Source organism: Bartonella sp. CL100XZDX (assembly GCF_042195375.1).
Lineage (GTDB): Bacteria > Pseudomonadota > Alphaproteobacteria > Rhizobiales > Rhizobiaceae > Bartonella.
Genome location: NZ_JBHIOH010000045.1, coordinates 15,821 through 36,025, shown reverse-complemented (window position 1 = coordinate 36,025; position 20,205 = coordinate 15,821). Strand labels below are relative to the sequence as shown.

13 protein-coding genes are annotated in these 20,205 nt (G+C 36.4%); 4 read left to right on the top strand and 9 right to left on the bottom strand.

Annotation, left to right across the window (positions count from 1 at the left end; all coding sequences use genetic code 11):
• Positions 1-410 precede the first annotated feature (410 nt).
• The 7 genes from ACFILU_RS04215 to ACFILU_RS04185 all read right to left on the bottom strand — a co-directional run bounded on the left by ACFILU_RS04215 (position 411) and on the right by ACFILU_RS04185 (position 7,142).
• Positions 411-1,319: an MFS transporter gene (locus ACFILU_RS04215; protein WP_375674884.1), complete on the bottom strand. Its 909-nt coding sequence runs from the start codon at positions 1,317-1,319 to the stop codon at positions 411-413.
• The gene (locus ACFILU_RS04210) at positions 1,309-1,632 is read right to left on the bottom strand and encodes a hypothetical protein (protein WP_375674882.1); all 324 of its coding nucleotides are present in this window, start codon (positions 1,630-1,632) and stop codon (positions 1,309-1,311) included. The genes ACFILU_RS04215 and ACFILU_RS04210 overlap by 11 nt, the downstream gene beginning before the upstream one ends.
• A 365-nt stretch (positions 1,633-1,997) precedes the next feature.
• Positions 1,998-2,168 carry a hypothetical protein gene (locus ACFILU_RS04205; RefSeq protein ID WP_375632536.1) on the bottom strand — a complete coding sequence of 57 codons (171 nt, stop codon included), beginning with the start codon at positions 2,166-2,168 and terminating at the stop codon, positions 1,998-2,000.
• A gap of 1,495 nt (positions 2,169-3,663) precedes the next feature.
• Positions 3,664-3,987, bottom strand: coding sequence for a cupin domain-containing protein (locus tag ACFILU_RS04200; protein WP_375654701.1), 324 nt, complete (start codon positions 3,985-3,987; stop codon positions 3,664-3,666).
• Positions 3,980-4,696, bottom strand: a complete 717-nt coding sequence (locus tag ACFILU_RS04195; RefSeq protein WP_375660922.1) for a YqcI/YcgG family protein — start codon at positions 4,694-4,696, stop codon at positions 3,980-3,982. Before ACFILU_RS04195 ends, ACFILU_RS04200 begins: the two co-directional genes overlap by 8 nt.
• Before the next feature lie 23 nt (positions 4,697-4,719).
• Complete coding sequence (locus tag ACFILU_RS04190; protein ID WP_375674880.1) at positions 4,720-5,925, bottom strand: ATP-grasp domain-containing protein; 1,206 nt, start codon at positions 5,923-5,925, stop codon at positions 4,720-4,722.
• Positions 5,922-7,142 (bottom strand): hypothetical protein, encoded by a 1,221-nt coding sequence (locus tag ACFILU_RS04185; RefSeq protein WP_375674878.1) that lies wholly within the window; start codon positions 7,140-7,142, stop codon positions 5,922-5,924. Before ACFILU_RS04185 ends, ACFILU_RS04190 begins: the two co-directional genes overlap by 4 nt.
• Positions 7,143-8,192: 1,050 nt before the next feature.
• Between ACFILU_RS04185 and tmk the strand changes: the two genes are divergently transcribed.
• Both tmk and ACFILU_RS04175 read left to right on the top strand, forming a co-directional pair.
• A complete protein-coding gene (tmk, locus tag ACFILU_RS04180) occupies positions 8,193-8,843 on the top strand; it encodes a dTMP kinase (RefSeq protein ID WP_375674876.1) in 651 nt (216 codons plus the stop codon).
• Between the two features lie 600 nt (positions 8,844-9,443).
• The gene (locus ACFILU_RS04175; protein WP_273790295.1) at positions 9,444-10,655 is read left to right on the top strand and encodes an MFS transporter; all 1,212 of its coding nucleotides are present in this window, start codon (positions 9,444-9,446) and stop codon (positions 10,653-10,655) included.
• Positions 10,656-10,973: 318 nt separating this feature from the next.
• Here the strand turns inward: ACFILU_RS04175 and ACFILU_RS04170 are convergent, their stop codons facing one another.
• Entirely contained in the window at positions 10,974-11,243 is a 270-nt protein-coding gene (locus ACFILU_RS04170) for a hypothetical protein (RefSeq protein ID WP_375674874.1), read from the bottom strand.
• A gap of 553 nt (positions 11,244-11,796) precedes the next feature.
• Entirely contained in the window at positions 11,797-12,039 is a 243-nt protein-coding gene (locus tag ACFILU_RS04165) for a hypothetical protein (RefSeq protein WP_273790297.1), read from the bottom strand.
• Positions 12,040-12,186: 147 nt separating this feature from the next.
• Here ACFILU_RS04165 and ACFILU_RS04160 point away from each other — a divergent pair, with 147 nt between their 5' ends.
• On the top strand, positions 12,187-12,693 hold the full coding sequence (locus tag ACFILU_RS04160) for a helix-turn-helix domain-containing protein (protein WP_273790298.1): 507 nt from the start codon (positions 12,187-12,189) through the stop codon (positions 12,691-12,693).
• Between the two features lie 965 nt (positions 12,694-13,658).
• On the top strand, positions 13,659-20,162 hold the full coding sequence (locus ACFILU_RS04155; RefSeq protein WP_375674872.1) for a Vomp family autotransporter: 6,504 nt from the start codon (positions 13,659-13,661) through the stop codon (positions 20,160-20,162).
• Positions 20,163-20,205: the final 43 nt, after the last annotated feature.

The following is a 20,205-nucleotide window of genomic DNA, read 5'->3' as shown; positions in this document are numbered from 1 at the left end:
AGCATTTGCAGGATTTTTTACTGTTGCAATTGACCAGTTCGCGCCAATCTATGCCTGTCATTATGTACACCTAGAAATTGCTGTTGAATTTCCATGAATTTTACACTTTTTAAGCTCCTCTCCTCTCGATCTTGAGATAACCTGATCTAGCATAAACGATCTCTTCAAATATCATTAAAGGATTTTTGCCATTATCACTAACTTCTGGTAGAGCTTTTAGAATTAATGGTGATCATAGTGCTATTTGCAATTTCGTTGCTTAACGGGCTATCCACATGAGAGGTAACGAACACCTCAGCTTTTCTCACGCAATGTGCTTATTTAAAATTAATGTCATGAATATTTGTACAACATTTTTATCTATACGATAATCAAAAAAAGGCTGACGTAATATAATAATTGAATATCATTCATGCGGCGCTTTCTTTTATCTTTAAGCTTTGTATGTAAATAGATAGTCCGTGCAAAATAAATAAAGGGGCGCAAAAGCCTATAAATACACATAGGACGTATAATATAGAAAATGAAAAAAATTTTCCTGCATATAAAAGCACAATAGAGAATAAAGCTGTTATGATGCGTACACTGGCATCGCCTGCCAAAATCACCTCGGCTAAATTTTCACTAGGTGTGATAGCTTGTCCAATTGTTATTCCCGATATCCTAAAATAAAATTGCCCAATACCTAATAAAAACCCCATAATATAAAGGGAATATTGAGTAAAATTTAAATATAAAACAAAAGAGATTGCGATCACGGCAAAAGCCGGTGCCCCCCATACAAAAAAACGAATTAAAGATGGAAATTTCTGTAAATAATAAGATGAGATAAGACCATTGATCACAAAACCCAGTGCTGACAAAGCAAAAATAGAATTTTGAATAGCTGTAAATTTTATATTATCTGATGTTATAGAAGCAAGCACAAGTGGCAATAAAACAATAGGCCCCGTATAGAGAGAATTATTCAAAATACGATTAATCGTTAAAAAACGCAACGCAGAAATCCGCCAAAGGCACCTGAACCCAACTCCATAAGCTTTTTGAGATGGCTTTTTTAATAGCTCTTTTGCTCTGTTTAGTTGTTGTATAGACTTTATACGAAACCATAAGCAGGCATTCAAAAGATAGATAAATACAATAAAGGCTATGGCTATTTTGTGCCCCAAATGCGCAATTATAAAATATATAAGCAATGGGGATATAATAACAAAAAACTGACAGCAACTAGTGTAAAATGCAAAAATTCCAGCTTTTTGTTTGGGAGCTGGAACCAGCTGATTCAAGGCACTATTGTTATTTGGGTTATCAGCCCCCATCAAGAGAGCAAGTAAAAAAAAATACAAATAAAATAAGTACTGGATTGTTCATAAATAATAAGAAAGACAATAAACAAGCGCAAATAATTTGACTATAAAACCCAATTATAAAGCCTTGATAGTGCGCCAACACGTTTCCCAAACATAAGCCAGCAATTCCAATTGCGATTAAATTAACGACATTTAAAGTAGCAGACGCTTCTCCTGTTGTATCTTGGAATTGTAACAAAGAAAGGCCAATAGATAATACACCACTAGCACAAAAACTCGTCAAACAACCAATCACAATCATAAGAAAAACAGAATTACGCAATAGCCTCTTTCCTTTTAAACAGAGACTCAAGCCATTTTATGATTTTCTCCATTGTCGAATATGGTTCGGTACTAAATTCCAGTTTTTCATAAAAGTTTAGTTCAAATGCGTTATAGGCACTTATTTTTTGAAAGTCATCTGTCAGCATGAATTCTATACTTGGCAACGTTGTACCCATAGATTGAGATAAATAATAGGAAATTACTTTCCAATACATATAGGTATGCTCTCTTGCCAAATAATTTTCCAAGGCATATTTCAAGTGACAACCACTTAAAATATATTTCGGACAATGGTGCAACGGATAATAAATACAAATAGCACCGGCTTCGTGTCCGGGACAAGAAGAAATATTAATATTTTTATCATTTCATAATATTATAAAAACGCTCAGTGAGCAGATCTTCCAAATTTAGTCTAGTCACAACAAGATTGGTTGCTAATTTTTGAGAGACATGAGACCAAGCCAATCTTACTACTAAAGTTCCAATAACCTTTAAGTCAGATTCTGGATAAGCTTTTTTAAAATTTTCCACCCATATGTCTCTGTGACATATAATAATTGGCTCATCTCGTCTGAATGAACAAGATGTAATTCTAAACCAATATTATCACAAAGTTTTGAGCTCTTGAATTCTCCGTACCCTAATCTGGTATTCTTAAATCATCATAGGAACTAAGAATTTTTAAGTATTCCAACTTTTATTAAACTTTGTAATAATGTATTGGAATCTCCCCTTCACTGACTTCGACAATTATTGTATCATCACTATAAGAACAAAAAATTATCTTTGAATTTGCTTACTTTTAGAAAGAAAAATGAGCAATACTCTTCCTTAAATAAAAGAAACATGCTCTCTACCTTTTTCTTTATGATTATCAAAAAATTATTCTGTTACAATTCGATTATCAATTTATTAGGATAAATATTCTGTGTTTAGCCTAATAAACTGTTATAATCAACGTTTCTCTCTGTTCTAAAATCAGCGCTTTTCCTCCTAGAAATACTGGTAATTGCTGTACAATCTTTCCAAAAAAGGCACCCCTAAACATTGCTATTAACACGATCATTCTGAGAAGTTTTATACATACACACGGCATTATACGGAATGCTATGTATTTTTTTAACTTGCTCAACGAACCAACATCTTTTGATGGGCAAAATAAATCACGAAATTTGTGTGCTGTCACAATTCGAAAAACAATCATATATCTCCCTCTAATGATAGGCGATGTCATTAGAAGAAAGCCTTAATGATATCGGTAGAATAAATTAACCAAAAAAATTGCAGCGCTGATGGAGCCAATTTTATTTCATACCTTGTAACTCTATCTAAATTTTAATCATTTTTGTTAAAGTCTCTTATGCAACTTTTTCTACGTTCAGTATTCTTTTTCCACTTGTTTGCAAAAAAAGATTAATAGTTAAATTCATCTGTGTCATCATAGTTCTTCTTTTGGTAAAATAGAGCTGCTTCAATCTCGACATATAAATATTTTAATTCTTTAATATATTCTCTTCATATGTTTTAGATTAACAACACACCAAAAATAAAAATATTTATTTCACTTAAGTTATTGAATATTATTTAAAAAGTATGGAAATAGAGTGATGCAAGAGTTAAAAAATTATTTAAAAGTTCAAATCCATCTACATTAGAGCCATCACGCATGGTAATAGCAGTTGTCATTAGGTATACTAAGTATGCTTGATAACTTTTCTGCTTCATGCCTGTAGGGAGTTCCAGATAGAGATAATACCAGAATCCATCCGCGAATGCTCGACAATAAAGCTATAAACAAAATTATTTCCTTGTTGTTTAATCTGTTAAGCTTGATCCATTTTTTCTAAAGAATAACATTCTATTTTGTGCTGTAAAATGCGGTTTCTGAAAAGTTTCTATGTTGATTTGTGGCAGAGTCCGTAAGCTTCATAGCCTTATTTTCCGCAGAATATAGGAGCGTATTATGGGAAGTAAGAGTAAAAGAATAAAATCCTGTATGAGAAAGAATCTATTAAAGAGCGTGCGGTTACCCATCTCTAATATCTCCAATAGTGAGATTTTCTGTAGCAATTGCATATATGCATCCTACATCTGCCGCAATTGATTTGTGCCTTGTATTGGCAGGTAGATGTATAATATCTCCTGGTGTACAGGTTATATGTTTTTCGCTATAGAAAAAATCTAACTCTCCCTCTATAATTAAGAGAGTTTCATCGACCTGGTGAATATGCCAATCGTGTATTTTTTTTGGAAAATCTCTTTGTATCTCTATTGATCCTTGCTCTGGAAGCATCATTTTGAATATATCATAGATATTTTTATTTAATTTAATTTTAGAAAATTTAGTCATTATCGTGCTCCATTATATGATATGGGCAAGGTGGGGATTCAATATTATTATCTTGCAGGAAGTATTGCGTCCATTCTCTATTTTGGGGTTCGCCATATTTTCCTAAAAAAGGAGATTTTGTTATAATATCAAAAGGTTCAAGTCTTTTTGTTACAGCGGAGAATGCATTTTTTGCTTTTTGTTCTGTATCGAGCAGATCAGAAAAAACCCACCTAGGCTGGAAAGTTAACATAAATGTAGAACTTCTCCTACTTATTCTGTTTATATGGGATGGGGTATTGCAAACTATAAACATGGGCTCGCCATGAAAGCAGAACTCCCATAAAGGATTGTCCATATTTTTTGGTATATGCTTAGGCCATTCTTGGTCATCAAGAGTTCGCAAATCTTTAAGTATAGACCAGAATTTTTCTCTATAAACTTCGATACTTTGTACGGGGGCAGGCTTCTCGAATGCAACAAAAGATGTGTTCTTTCCAAAACTTTTATAGTTATCGCAATAAGTTATCAGGTCTTCCATCATATTTTTTGCGGTCAACTTATTGTAGAACCCAAATCTAAGCATATTTTTTGAGTATCCATTTACACCGAATAGGCAGGGAAAAGGTCTAATTGTGTTATTCATGGTTGCATCGAATTCTTTAAAAACGACCTGCTTCCATTTTTCATATTTGTCTATATTTTCAATTATTTGCGCTGCTGAATCCATGTTTTCCTCCCAATTGTTGTATTTTATAAGAAATTGCTACGAATGATCCTCTCCAAAGCTGATAATTCATCATCACTGTGTCCCCAAATTGCTATAATGGCAGGGCAGGTATTTAAATCGATGGTTAGAGGTAGGAGCTCGTTTTCTTTAAAAAAGAGCATAAAATGAACCACATTTTCACAAGAATGAAGTTTTTGCCGCCATACGTTAACATCTTTTATAATATGACCGTCGATCTTGTTGATAAGAAAGATAATACGCCCTTTTTTCTTAAAGCGACTTGGTGTTTGCGAAAACACGCCTGCAATAAGGTTAACGGAGCTCTCAAGTAAATCATCTTCATAGCAATGCGCGAATAAAGAGGGTGCAATTCCTCCGTGGAGGCGGGCTCCTACTTCGATCATTACTGGACCACGAGCTGTTTGCATGATTTCCATATGCGCGGGTCCATATTCAATCCCCAGCGCGCGAATGCATTGTTTTGCATAAGAGATAAGAGGGGCATAAGAGGGATCTTGAGCATCAAGCACATCAAGCGATTCATAAACAAAAGCACTTCCATTATGAATACCTTTTTTATATCGCGATAAAGCACATACCTTTATAGCCTCTCCATTTACAACGGCGTCGACGATGTATTCCTCTCCCTCCAATCTTTCTTGGAGCAAATAAGCCTCGTTAGGTGCGCCAAAAATATTTTTTTGCGTCCAGTCGATTCTAGAGGACCATGCCGCCACTTTCTCACGGCTGGAGAAAAACAAAACACCATCGCTTCCACCAGAATCATTCGGCTTTACCACATAGCCGCTGTGGCTTTCAAAATCATCGAGAGTACAATCGTTTTTTGTAAGAATCTTTGATCGGATGTAAGATAAACCATTTTCACAAAGGCGTTTTTGCATCGCTGCTTTTTTCCGTCGCCAATCGGTAGTCAAGGGGTTATTCCCAAGACAACCATAATAAGCCGCCAATTGATCTGCACAATAAATACCCCCTTCGGCACCCGCTATTACAGCCTCTATCGTGCCGATAGGAAAGCGTTTCTTTATCTCATCTACACTATGAAGCTTCGCTTCTGCCATGCCCTTTCCCTGATAAGAAAGCATAAAGTGTGAAAAAGGAGCTGCTTGAGAGACAACACCATAACAAGCATAGCCTAATTTTTGCAAAGCAGGGCCATAGAGGGCACCCGTGGAGAAAGGGTCGACAATAAGAATAGGTTTTCTCATACTTTGTTCCGCTGCGATAAAAGGAAAAGAACATAAATAAAGATTATCAATCCTATAAGGGGCAGAAGATAAACAGCTGCTTGAGGACCCATAAGGGCAGAGCTTGTAAGAAGACCAAGGATAACATAACCTGCCGATTGGGAGAGAGTATAAAGCATACCGCTATAGCTTCCCACCAGCTCTGCTTGAGCCTCTGTTTTGGTTGCTTCAATCGTATGTTTGCGGGCATTAATTCGCATGGTATTCATTGAAAAGCCAATAAAAAAGCAAAAGACCACAGCCAAATAGGGCGATTGTGTGGTGCTAAAAATAAGATCAGCTACGCTCAACATAAGGGCTGGGAGAATAAATTCAAAGCGAGGGATTTTGATAAAAGCAGCCAAAAAAGCGCCCACGCCCGCAACCGCACTGCAAAGCCCATAATATTCAGAGCCAAAATTTTTCACACTCTGAAAAAGAATGGTTGCCAGCGTATTATAAGCGCAAATATGAAAGCCAATAAGCCCTATGCAGACGCATAAAAGTTTAAGCTCACGGGAGAGTCCATCCGCTTGCGGTGTAGGCGCTGGCTTATTACCAGTTTCAAGTGCTGTGGTATCTGTAGCGTTATATTCATCAGAAAAGATAATATATCCGGCTATAAGGCTTATAATGATGTCAAACACACAAAGTGCCACAATCAAACCATTATAGCCAATTTCAGCCGCTGCCCCTCGTGGGCTGGTTGCTTCTAAGAGATAACCACTCAATGCTGCTCCCAAAAATGCGCCAATTTGCACCACTGTTTGCATAATGCGGGAAGCCTTTTGGGCGCTAATATAACCACTAAGTGCTAGTTTAGTATTATAAGTCTCGAGTGTGCTTAAGGTAATCAAAGAGAGATAGCCGATAGAGATAGAGACAGCGATAAAACCAAAGGGGGAATCAGCGTAATGGAAAAATGCAATCAATAAAAGAAGGCTATAGATAATGATCCGCCTTTTGTATAAATCGACCAACCGCAGTGAGGCTTTAATGCGCACAAGACCGCTTTTTTTCAAAAGATAGGGCATAAGGGTGCCCAAAGCCATGGTTACGCCTAGGAAAACCGATGAGGATGTTATGCGATAAGCATTCCACAGATTACTTAAAAATAAAACCATATCAGAAAGATACAGCAGGACAACAAGCCCATAAAACCGAAACATCAGTTGCTTGTGCACATCATCCCCCCCCATTTCGAAATCTCTTAAAAACACGCAGTATTATAAATCAGCACACATGTTTACCAATAATAAATACACACATATTACTGGGCATGTCAAGTTTTTTGATCGGGAAAAATTGAATGCTGATGTTTATGGTAGTGATAGCTTATTTTCATGAGAATGAGTAGGATGGAGGCTGGTATTTTTACTGCGTCTCTTGGCAGGTGGCTTGCCAATAAGGAACTATGTCCTAGAGATATATTTCGCGCTTTCAAGTTGATTTTGTTTATACTCAAGGTTGAGGTTTTTCTATTGACCGTTGTTAGATGTTGTTGTGACAATAAACTTCGTTATCTATCAGAAACATTTATGGCATTAGCGCTAAGGTGTTGGGTTGTATTAAAGCCTTTACATGGTAGTCTTTTTCAGAGAGAGGTATTATTGGTTCAGTTTTAGGAGGCTTTGTTACGACCGATTTGGGCGTCGTCGTTGTTTGAGGTCTTATTATAATATTCTTAGTTTCAGTTTATGAATATACCGAAAGATATAGTGAAACATTTGATTCAAACGCTTTTGCAAGGCATATTTCAATATCTCAGCGATGTTTTCTGAGAATTGCTCTGCTGCTTTTTGACGGGATCGAATATCAAATGCTTATAGTGTGGGCAGTGGTTTAAGAAAAGATAGAGTTGATTTCATTAGCTTCCTATGTAGCGCAATCTAGTATCAGCTCTTAGGGACAATAATGTACTGAGATCGAACTCATTTCTATACACTTACACGACGCTATAGGAGTAATCCTCAGAAACTCTACTAGAATTCGTTAGAAAATGGAAGGTTATGTAGTGTGAACAAAAAAATATATTTTTACAAATGTTTAGTCTCATTTTAAGTTGTCTAAAATATAACCTTATCTTAAAACTAAGTCTATATACCGCCATTTATCATAAAGTTAATAAGTTATACAAAATGCGGGAGTATTATGTTTTTTTATTTAGAGACGAGTTAAAAAACACCTTATTAAACATTAAGAGATTTCAGACATAAAACAATTTAACTTATGGAAAGTATATAGACAAAATGTATCTTGATAAAAAAGTTTATAATTCCATGTGGTCTCCAAAGAAATTTTCTGGTTCTTTTATTGTCTTATGTGGATTTGATGGGAGTGGTAAGACAACACAAACAAAAGAAATCGCTCGCCATTACTCAATAGAAAAACATATAATACAAACTTTTCAACCCAGTTATTGGTATAGAAATAATCCAGAAATTAGAAATTACTTAGATAATGGAAAAGCAATTGATCCGTTGCTTTTAGCACTCTTACCAGCGACAGATAGACGCAAACATACGCTTGAAATTATTGAACCTTCCTTAACGTCATCGCAAAATTTATTAATTAGCGATCGATATGTTTATTCTAGTCTTGCTTATTTGTATGCTCGAGAGCTTTCTGTTGAAAGTGTAGTTAAATTAAATCAATCTATTCCAAGACCTCATATTACATTTTATCTTCATTTACCGCCCACTACTATACTAGAGCGGTTGCAGAAAAGGGATGGTTTAAACTTAAAATACGAAGAAAAACTCTCTTTTATTGAAAAAGTTTATGAAGTATACCAAGTTTTATCAGAAATAGATGAGCGGTTTATAACAATTGATGGAACTGCTTCTGTTTCTTTAATTCATAATCAAATACGACATCATATAGATGAAGTTTGTTTTTGATTATGAATAAAATCATTTATTAATCAATTTATCCACGATAGACCTTTCTTTATGTATTCGTACTCTAAATCTGAAATTTTAGAGATATGATTGCAATAATTTAACTGCTCAGGAAAAATATCACGTTATATATTTTAATTGGAAAACTAACTGTAATGGGCTTGTTTTAAAAGATTTAGAGAAGGGGAGTAGAAAAGTTAGCAATATTTATTGTGAGGATAATAGTATGTTTATTCTTTTAGAGACGAAGTGTGGTGATAGAAGAACGACATGGAGGAATATACTCGAGCATATTTTAGTGCACGGAATAATAAGGACAATAATGTGAGTGAAGCTTCCATACCGTAAAATTGTTTCACATATGTATAAAGGTGTAGCTTCTGAATAAAACGCACATAAAATATTAATTTTGTTTTTGTCCATAAATGTTCCGTTTTCATAGAAGAATTAATCATAAAACAGCACAAAGATTGTAAAAGCCTCAAAAAAGAAATTTTGCTTTCTTAAATTTAATGATCTAAAATAAAAATTGTAAGAATGCCTGTTTTTAAACAGGATGTATCATGCATATCGACTGGTATTCATTTTAGAGGATAATTTATGTTCACTTCAAATTTGAAGGAACGCATTGCTTTATTTGAAAATAGAACTTTTCTCTATTTTACTTTGAGCGGCTTATTTGCTACATTTGGAAGTGGACTAAATTATATTACATTGTCATGGCTCGCTTACAATCAGACGGGCTCAATCCGTGGTGTAGCGTTGATGATGCTTTTTCTTTGGACGCCTGGCATTATTTTTGCACCTATTTTTGGCATATTGGCAGATAAATATAATCGTAAAACGCAGATTATTATTTCAAATCTTGTGAGAGGTTTGGTAATTGTAAGCTGGGTAATGCTTTGGCATTTTGGTATAGAAATTGAATTGATGGTCTTATCTGCTCTTTTGGGTATTTTTATCCCTTTTTATATGCCATCAGCTATTTCTTTAATTCAAAGTATTGTGCTGAAGGAACAGCTCATCAATGCAAATGCGACCATCGATATGGTTTATGAACTTGGCACTATCGTAGGTATGGGCTTAAGTGGATTTATACTGTCCTATGCAGGAACAAAAGGAACTCTTCTAATAGGTGGTATATTCTTTATCATTGCTGGTTTATTTAATTTTGCAATGAAGGTACCTAAAAACCGAAGATCTAAAAATCAAAACCAGCAAAATTGGTGGGAAAATTATACAGCATCCCTTCATTATTTTAAACAGAATCCGGCTCTTTTTGTACCTTATATAAGCCAGATGATTATTATGACTCTTTTGATGACCATTCCTGTTATTCTCGTTCCTTATATACAAGAGGTTTTACATGCAGATAGCAGTATCTTTGCAATATTTGAGGTGCTTTATTCTATGGGCGTATTGACAGGTGCGTTTTTTTCACCACTTCTTTGTAAAGTTTTATCTATCAGGAAAACATTAGCCATTTTATTAGCTTTTATGGCTATTGGCCTCGCTATTCTATCTGTTAATACACACAATTTTGTTGTTTTTCCTGTTTACTTTATGATTGGATTTGGACTTTCGAGTTGGGCTCTTTCGATTTCTTTATCACAACTCTCTTGTGATCCTGAATACCAAGGAAGATTGCAGGCAAGTTTTAATGGTATCTCTGGATGCTTGATCCTCGGAGTCTACCTCATTATGGCAAGCGATAACAGTAGCATATCACCTCAATCGATATATTTTTTTCAAAGCATTGTTGCGTTTGTTGGAATACTCATAGTGCTGTTTTATAGACATGAAAAACAATAAATTACGTTTAAGAGTGGTCAATATACGCTATTTTATAAACATTTACGCTGCAGCACATTTCATATTTTGCTTTTAAAGGAGAGTTGAGAAAATGTAAAAGTTGGTGCTTAATGAACAAAGCATAAATTGATGTATACTAGAGAATACTCTCTATTTTTTGATAATGATCTAAAGAATTGATGCGTTTCTTTAATTCATCTCACTGTTGTTAAGAAGACGAAAACGTAACACTTTAAATCTTCTTGAAAGTTTTTTGTTTAAGCGTAGTAGAAAGTAAAGCAATGAGGTAATATCGTATCATATGGGGAGAGTATTGTATTATTTTTGTTTTTCAAAATCCATATGAAAAATTGTATCAATTTCATCTTCATTGGAATGGGTATTTCTACGACGATGCAAGGTTTGCACAATCTCTTTTTTTAAAACAGCATCTGTTTCACTTAAACGATGAATACTGAGTTCCAATTCAAGAGATAACGCCAAACCCACGCACAATTTAAGCTCTTCTCCAATGTCGAAACCGCGTTGATAGTCGTCATAAAGACCAACCAGTGTATCAGATAATTCTTTATCGCATAAAGAGGTCATGCTTAATTCCTCAACGTTGCGGGTTTCCATGCAGCTTTTTTAAGTATCACTCCACTATCATCACTTAAAATTGCCATGTATACGAACCTCATGGTTTTGTCAATTTTCTGCAAAATACGCGCTTTTAAATCAATGCCTATTAAAGATTTTATTACTCCAAGTTTTTAAAGCGCCCAATTGTAAATATGGATGGCAATGTGTTTACTATAGAACTTATAGCATTTAAAATACATTGCCAAAAGGCTTTTAATGTGCGTAGAGGAAGAGTATTCTGACGATAAACCAAACACCCTGAAATCTCTATTGCCAATTACAGCTAACTCAGTGTCATTAATATATAAAATAAGCAAACAGGGTTTGTAAACGTCTAACTTTTTAATAACGAGTGATAATCTCATTTTTTGTAGAATACCAATTATTTTGCCTATTTTATATTGATTTTTAGACATTGATAAACTTTTTACCTTATAAAAACCTATGGGAAATGAATTTGCATATTTTTGTAATAAGATTTCAGTGGTATATTGCACAGCATGGAATGAAGAGAATCGTATTAGGCTTTTTGCTTTTGGAAGAATATGACTGCGACTTGTGAGAAAGCAGTTGGCAAGAATTGGCTTGGCATGCAAACTGATAGAGTTGGCAGTGGCGCATTTAGCTTTTTCATTGGGCTGTGTCCAAATGTTTTTGACTCTGGAAAATAGCCTCTGATAGGCTTGAGTTTTTCCAAGGTTATATTACAGGGGCGCAGTTCAGTAAAATACCACGGCGATTGCATTTTTTGTGTAATTGTCATAATTTTCGCTCCTGCTTAAACGGATGCTGCAACATCTGTGTTTGTGGGGTTATGTATGTGATAACTGCTCTTTTTAAGGAGCAGTAATAATAGATATAAATCAATATAATTATTTAGTCAACAATTATATTGATTTTGGAGTGTTTTTTGGCTCGTCCGGAAGCAAAACCTAAAACTGAGTTGGCAAAACGTTTTCGTGAAGTGCGTCACGCTCTTGGTTTTACAGAGCGTAAGCAGTTTGCTGCACATCTTGGTATCACTGCTGGCTCTGTAGGAACTTATGAAACTGGTATAAGTGAGCCTACAGCCTCTGCGCTCTCCAAATATCAAGAAATTTGTGGTATTTCCTTAGATTGGCTTGTGACGGGCAATGGCGAGATGTTTTCAGATATGGCAAAGGCGAAAGCAGCTGGTTTTAAACCGCAAGCGATACCTGCTGGGCTGATGAAAAAGCTGGGACATTTAGTTTATACGACCTATCATGATGCAAAAATAGATCTTTCTCCTGAAGATGTTGCGGAATTAGCAGCAGAGCTTTATGGAAGATTGCAAGAGCTTATTCAAAACCTCAATGATATGGAAGAAGTCGAAGCCACTTTGCCACTTTTAAAATTACATTTAAAGCGTAAAATCGAAACTGAAAAGCACATCTAGAAATTTCATAAGATACGAATGAACAGCCTTTTAAAAAAATAAAACTTTTTTGATTTTCTGCTGTATAACCAAGTTTGGAATGTGAAAATCTCACGATCTTCGAGTCTTTTATTCAACCTGAAAAACGAGAAGCTATCATTATAAATCAATATATTGTTCTGATTAAAAATAAAGCAGTTCATAAAAAGAACGACGGGTAGCAATACCAACAAAATTGATTCAAAAAGAAGCTAATATAGTGTCATTCCTGAAATATTTGTTGGTTGAGGGAAAAGATACTGACAACAGTGAAAATACAATGACGATGTTTTGTTCCTATAGAAGGGTAACAGACATATACGCGAGAAGAACGAAAGATCATTTATAGCACTTTTGTCTTTTTATGAAGAGGACAAGATGAGCACGTCGTGCATCATTATATTAAGAAAGATTTCTTTCAAAGATATGCATTATATATTGAAACAGATTATCTCGCAACAAAGAGTGAGATTATCATGATAATCGTTATCTATTACATTGTGCTATAAGTTAAAAAAATCATAAATTTGTGTTTATAAGAACAGCTATTTTATTGAGAAGTATTTTTACAAATTTATAAAAAATTATTTTTTACACTCTTGCCATTTTGCTGATGCGCTTTATTTGAAAAGTAGAATTGCTCTTTAGTGAAATTATTTTGTTAAGAGATAAATCGCAGTGTTTTTTGAATGGAGATTACGGTATATTTTCAAAGTCTTGTGTTTTATTTATTTTTTAGCTTGAATCCCTCTAGCTAAAAGGGTTGGGGATTTTTCTAGATTCGATGTTGTTGCAAAGATTTTAGAGCGATGCCGTAAAAAATAGAGGTATCGAAGGGGGAGGGTTTTGCCTTGATTTATTGGTTTTTGAAGTGCGCAAACTAAGGGTTTTGCCATGAGTGTTTCTGCGCGTTGTAATGATGTTGAACTCTGTTGGAGGAGGTTCTTATGAAAAAAAAATATTCCACACCAAATTTAATTAAAGTTGTCTCTCTTAGTGCGGTAATGGCGACACTCTTATCGAGTGTTTCTCCTGTTTTTGCTGCCGGTCTTTCCATAAGAGGAGCAACTGTTCAGAGTTCGAATCTTGGTGATGTTCCTTATCCACATGGTAGTCATGGTAGTGTTGTGTTGGCTGGTGATGATGATTTCTGTGGTGTAGACAACGTTATTGGTCGTGGCGGCAAACAACAAGCGTCAGTTACTCAACGAATAACCGCAGAGCAACAATATAATAGATTTATCACTAATCAAAGCTTTGCAAATCGTAATCCTTATGGAACGAGCACTGAAAAAGAGGCTTGGATTGGTGAGGGGCTTACAGATGGCAATGGTGGCTCTGGTGGTTATATGGGAATCGCTACTGATGGTATCGCTAATGCTCTGCCTGAGGCTTATGGCATTTATTCTTTTGCAACTGGTTGTGGTTCTGCTGCAACGGGTAATTATTCAACCGTTTTTGGTGCAGGTGCGACAGCAAAGGCAGGGGGTGCGCAAGCCTTTGGTGTTTCTGCACTTGCAAGTGGTAAAGCAGCTGTTGCTATGGGTGTTGGAACAGAGGCTTCGGGAGAATCTACAGTTGCTATTGGAGGGCTTGCAACTGCATTAGGGGAAAATAGCATTGCTGTGGGGACGAAGGCAAGAGCAGAAAAGAATTTTGCGATTGCTATAGGTACAGATGCTGAAGCTAAAGCTTCAGGTTCTATTGCAATAGGGGGCAGGCGCTCTGACAGAACTGAAGAAAATGATCCTAACAGAAAAGTAACAGCGGAGGGTGAAAATGCGATTGCTATAGGTTCGCATACATATGCTAAAACAGAAGATTCCGTTGCGATTGGAGCAAATGCACAGGTACTTGTTAATGATGGTGTTGCTATCGGTGGTGGTTCTGTCTCTGATAGAAACAAAGGTGTTAAGGGGTATGACCCTTACCTTAATGGTGATACGACAGAAACCGGTATGGCATGGGTAAGTACAACAGGGGCTTTTAGTGTTGGTGAAGTTGATGGTACTGGTAATGGTAACCTAACACGACAAATTACTGGGGTCGCTGCTGGAAGTAGAGATACCGATGCGGTAAACGTGGCGCAGCTGAGAGCTATGAGAGATGTCATATCAGGGGGGGGAGGCTGGAAACTTTCTGCTAACGATAAAGATCCGACAGATGTGCATACAGGCAATACCGTAGATTTTTCAGTGAAAAGTAAAAGCGATGAAGGAAAAGACAATTTAACGGTTGCAAAAAACACTACAGAGAATAAGCATCAAATTGAATTTATTTTGAGTGATACTCTGAAACTTACAAGCGTCACTACAGGCAAGAGCACGATGAGTGATGATGGCTTTGTGATTAAGAATGGCCCTAGCATGTCTCAAAGTGGTATTGATGCTGGCAAACAAATAATCATGAATGTAGAAGATGCGGAAGAAGACACCGATGCAGTAAACTATAAACAGCTGAAAGAGATAAAAACACTTGCAGAAAAAGGCTGGAAACTTTCTGTTGATGGTAACAATGCTACAGATGTTGGAGCAGGAAGTACAGTAGATCTTGTTGCGGATGCAAGTAGGGAGGGAAACAAAAATATCAAAATTGCAAAAGACAATAATAGAGTTACATTTTCTTTGAATGATAATCTTACGCTCACAAGTGTCGCAACAGGCAACAGCATTATGAATGGTGAGGGCTTTAAGTTTGTTAATGGGGGACCAAACATAACAGCGAAGGGTATTGATGCTGGCAATAAACAGATTACAGGAGTAGAAGAAGGGACTAAAGATACCGATGCTGTAAATTATAAACAGCTGAAAGCTGTACAAGAGGCAACCAAAACGAGTTGGCAGCTTGCTGTTAACGGTGGAAATGCTACGGCTATTGGTCCAAACGGTACAGTAAATTTTCAAGCAGCTGGAGATGAAAATAGAAAGAATATTAAGATTGAAAAAGACGACGATCACAATGTCACGTTTGATCTAGCTGATGATATTCAGGTAATGACTGTCACAGCAGGAGAAAGTATTATGAGTGCTGTTGGCTTTGGGTTTGAAGGTGGTGATGGGCCGAGCATAACTGTTAAGGGCATTCATGCTGGTGATAAAACGATTAAAGGAGTAGCGGCAGGGGAAGACGATACCGATGCTGTAAATTATAAGCAGTTAAAAGACTTTACAGCGGGAATTAAAATGGGTTGGAAACTTGCTGTTGAAGATGAAGAGCCTACAGATATTGGGGCAGAGAGTACAGTAAAGTTTGTAGGTGTTAATGCAGAGGATGGTAATGAAGAAAGTAAGAATATCAAAATTACCAAAAACGGTGACAATACTGTAAAGTTTGATTTGAATGATATTGTCAGAGTTAAACGTGTAATAGCAGGTAAGGCGAATGTAAGCGATGATGGCTTCGTGATTACTGGTGGTCCTAATATGACTACTGGGGGTATTGATGCTGGTAATAAAAAGATTACGGGAGTGCTAGCGGGAACTGATGCTGAGGATGCTGTAAATTATAAGCAGTTGCAAGAAATAAAAGATCAAGTAGCAGGCGGTGCCCTTGTTAAATGGGACGAAAGCCAAAAGCTGATCACTGTTGGTAAGGAAAAAGGTGGCACGAAAATTGATATTGCAGGCAGTGATGGAGATCGGACTATCGCAGGCGTGAAAGCGGCAGAAAAGGATAATGAAGCTGTTAATAAAAAGCAACTTGATGATACTATAGTAAACATTAATAACAATATTAAGAATGTGAGTGATTTCGCGGTTCTCTACGATAAGAATGGAGATAATTCTGTCAATTATAACAGTGTGACTTTGGGTGGTGATAAGGGCAAGGGGCCAGTTGCTCTCCTTAATGTTAAAGGTGGTAAAATTTCTTCTGATTCAACAGAAGCGATAAATGGTAGTCAGGTCAATAAGATATCTGGAGATGTTGCAAAATTCTTTGGTGGGGGTGCAGCATTTCAGAATGGTGCTTTTGTAGGCCCTAGATATAATCTATCTAAAGTGTCTGAAGATGGTAACGTAGAACAGAAAACCTTTGAAAATGTTGGTGATGCTTTGACAGGGCTTGATGCGAATGTCAGAAATGTGAATAGTCGTTTAACACATGTAGTCAATAATTTTGTTGAGGAATTTCAGGGGCTCTCTGAAGATGCTTTATTGTGGGATAATGGAGAAGGAGCATTTGTTGCACTTCATGAAAAAGATGGAGTGGAGACAGATAGTAAGATTAAATTCCTTGCGGATGGCGATATTTCAGGAGATTCAACAGATGCAATAAATGGTTCTCAACTTTATAAGATGGGTGATAAGATTGCGAATTATTTTGGCGGTGATGCTAGCTATGAGAATGGAGAGTGGCAAGCTCCTACCTTCAAGGTTTCTCAGCGTAACGCGAATGGTACTATTGTTGCGAATAAATACAATAATGTTGCTGATGCTTTTGATGGAGTCGATGATTCTATCACGGATATTTATAATCAGATTAAAAATGTGACAAGCGATATCCTTGTCAAGCAAGATGGAGGAGAGAATTCTCCTATCACCATTGGTAAGGCAACAGGTGGTGCTGTAATTAATGTTGCAAATAAATCAGGGGAGGCTCGTACAATTTCTGGTGTAAAAGCAGCGGTAGAAGATAATGAAGCTGTTAATAAAAAACAACTCGATGAAAGCATAGGAAAGATTAACAACAATATTGAGAATATAAGTGCCTCTGCGGTTCTTTACGATAAAAATGATAATAACACTGTCAATTATGAGAGTGTAACTTTAGGAGGTAATAAGGTTAACGGGCAAGTTGCTCTTCATAACGTCAAAGATGGAGAGATTTCCGATCAATCGCATGATGCGATTAATGGTAGTCAGATTAACAAGATATCTGGAGATGTTGCACAATTTTTTGGTGGTGGTACTTCATTCGAGAATGGAGTCTTTAGAGGACCGAGATATAATTTAACTACTATTGATGAAAATGGTCAGGAAAAACAGACGGAACATAATGATGTTGGATCAGCTTTGTCAGGGCTTAATATGAACATCAGGCATGTTAATCAGCATTTGCTCTATGCAATAAATGATATTGCTGATTATTTTGGTGGTGGTGCTGGGTATGATGACGCTGGTAATTGGAATGTTCCCACTTTCAAAGTTATCCAATTCAAGGCTGATGGCACTTCCTCTAAGCAGCCTTATTCGAATGTTGCTGATGCTTTTGAAGGTGTGAATAATACTTTTAGCGCAATTCACAATCAAATTTCTAATATCACAGAAAATAGTTTGGTTCAGCAAGAGGGAGAGAATGGTCTTATTACCGTTGGTGCTAAAACAGGTGGTACTAAAATCAGCATTGCAAATAAGGACGATAAAGAGCGGATACTTTCGGGTGTGAAAGAGGCGACACTCTCTATAATATCGACGGAAGCAGTAAATGGTTCACAGCTCTTTACTACTAATCAGAATGTTAACGCTGTAACAGGTGATCTGAAAAAGATTGCTGAAAATACATCGAAATATTTTGGTGGTAACACGAATGTACTTTCCGGTATAGAACCAGCCTTCCTTATTCAGGGTCAGACACATCATAATGTTACAGATGCATTTACTGGTGTAAATACTTCTATTACAAATATTGATAATAAGATTTCCGATGTGGTAAAAAATAGTCTTGTTAAGCAAGACGGAGTTTCTGCTCCTATCACTATTGGTAAGGATACAGCGGGTACTGAAGTCAATATTGCAGGATATGCTGGTGTAGCACGTTCTATTTCTGGTGTTAAAGCAGCAGAGAAGGGCGATGAAGCTGTTAACAAAGACCAACTTGATAAAAGCATAAAGGATATTACGAAAGATATTGAGACAGCAAGTGCTGCTGCGGTTCTCTACGATAAAGATGAAGATGGTAATGTTAATTATGGGAGTGTGACTTTAGGCGGCAATAAGAGTAATGGGCCAGTTGCTCTTCATAACGTAAAAGATGGTAGCATTTCTGAAAATTCCAACGATGCAATCAATGGTAGTCAGATTAATAAAATATCAGCAGATATTGCAAAGTTTTTTGGGGGTGGTGCAAAGTTCATTAACGGTGCTTTTGAAGGGCTGAAATATACTTTATCGGCTATTGTAGGTGGTGAGGTAGGGAAGGCTAACTTTTATGACGTTGGTTCAGCTTTAACAGGTCTTGATAAAAATGTTCAAGATGTGAATCAACGCTTAACGAATGTATCCAATGAGTTTAATCAGAAAATTGAAGATTTCTCTAAAGATGCTTTACTGTGGGATGATGATGAAGAAGCATTTGTGGCACGTCATGAAAAAGATGGGCAGAAAACAAAGAGCAAATTGAAGTATCTTTTGGATGGTGAGATTGCTCAAGGTTCAACAGATGCCATTACGGGCAACCAACTTTATTCCATGAATAACCAGCTTGCTAATTATTTCGGTGGCGGTGCTAAATATGAGAATGGCGAATGGACAAATCCTACTTTTAAGATTGTTCAAGTCAATGCTGATGGTACGACTGTTGAGAAAGAACACCATAATGTCGCTGATGCTTTTGGTGATATTAATAATGGGATGTCAAATATTAACAACCGTATTGATGATGTCATCAACAAGGTCGATACAGATGCTTTAAAGTGGAATGATAAAGAAAAAGCCTATGATGCTAATCGTGATGGTAAGCCGAATAAAATTATCAATGTAGCTGATGGTAAAATTGTAAAAGGTTCGAAAGATGCGGTCAATGGTGGACAACTTTGGGAAACTAATGAACGTGTCACTGGTGTTGAAAAAGATGTTAAGCATCTTACCAACAGAGTCGACAATATTTCCACTACGGTTACGGATATTGGTGAAACGGTTTTCAATATTGAAAACAAAGTTAACGATATTGCTGAGGACGCTGTTCGTTATGACAGAGATGCAAACGGCAAAAAGACCAATAAAATCACATTAGCGGGTGGTGATGCCAGTGAACCTGTTTTGATTGATAATGTAGCTGATGGTAAAATTGAGAAGGGATCAAAAGAAGCTGTAAATGGTGGTCAACTCCATGACTATACTAAAGAACAGATGAAGATTATTCTTGATGAATCCAAGCACTACACAGATCAACGGGTTAATAATATTGTGATTGATGCGATTGATGATGCTGTTGATCAGTCTAAACAATATACAGATATGAAGTTTAACGTTTTAAACTACAGTATTGAGAGTGTGAAAAAAGAGGCAAGACAAGCAGCGGCTATTGGTCTTGCGGTGTCTAACTTACGCTACAATGATACACCTGGAAAATTAAGCGTTGGATTTGGTACTGGTTTATGGCGTAGTCAATCTGCATTTGCCTTTGGTGCAGGTTACACCTCAGAAAATGGAAAATACCGCTCTAACATATCCGCAACAACTTCTGGAGGTCACTGGGGTGTAGGTGCGGGATTCAATATGACATTGAACTGATAATAAACAAAATACATAAAAATTCCTTTTCACCCCTGTCTCA

Bases quoted from the DNA above. Each gene is read 5' to 3' on its own strand.
- ACFILU_RS04175 (WP_273790295.1), top strand. From the start codon at position 9,444: ATGTTCACTTCAAATTTGAAGGAACGCATTGCTTTATTTGAAAATAGA.
- ACFILU_RS04155 (WP_375674872.1), top strand. From the start codon at position 13,659: ATGAAAAAAAAATATTCCACACCAAATTTAATTAAAGTTGTCTCTCTT.
- ACFILU_RS04195 (WP_375660922.1), bottom strand. From the start codon at position 4,696: ATGGATTCAGCAGCGCAAATAATTGAAAATATAGACAAATATGAAAAA.
- ACFILU_RS04215 (WP_375674884.1), bottom strand. From the start codon at position 1,319: ATGGGGGCTGATAACCCAAATAACAATAGTGCCTTGAATCAGCTGGTT.
- ACFILU_RS04170 (WP_375674874.1), bottom strand. From the start codon at position 11,243: ATGACCTCTTTATGCGATAAAGAATTATCTGATACACTGGTTGGTCTT.
- ACFILU_RS04200 (WP_375654701.1), bottom strand. From the start codon at position 3,987: ATGACTAAATTTTCTAAAATTAAATTAAATAAAAATATCTATGATATA.
- ACFILU_RS04190 (WP_375674880.1), bottom strand. From the start codon at position 5,925: ATGAGAAAACCTATTCTTATTGTCGACCCTTTCTCCACGGGTGCCCTC.
- ACFILU_RS04165 (WP_273790297.1), bottom strand. From the start codon at position 12,039: ATGACAATTACACAAAAAATGCAATCGCCGTGGTATTTTACTGAACTG.
- tmk (WP_375674876.1), top strand. From the start codon at position 8,193: ATGTATCTTGATAAAAAAGTTTATAATTCCATGTGGTCTCCAAAGAAA.
- ACFILU_RS04185 (WP_375674878.1), bottom strand. From the start codon at position 7,142: ATGGGGGGGGATGATGTGCACAAGCAACTGATGTTTCGGTTTTATGGG.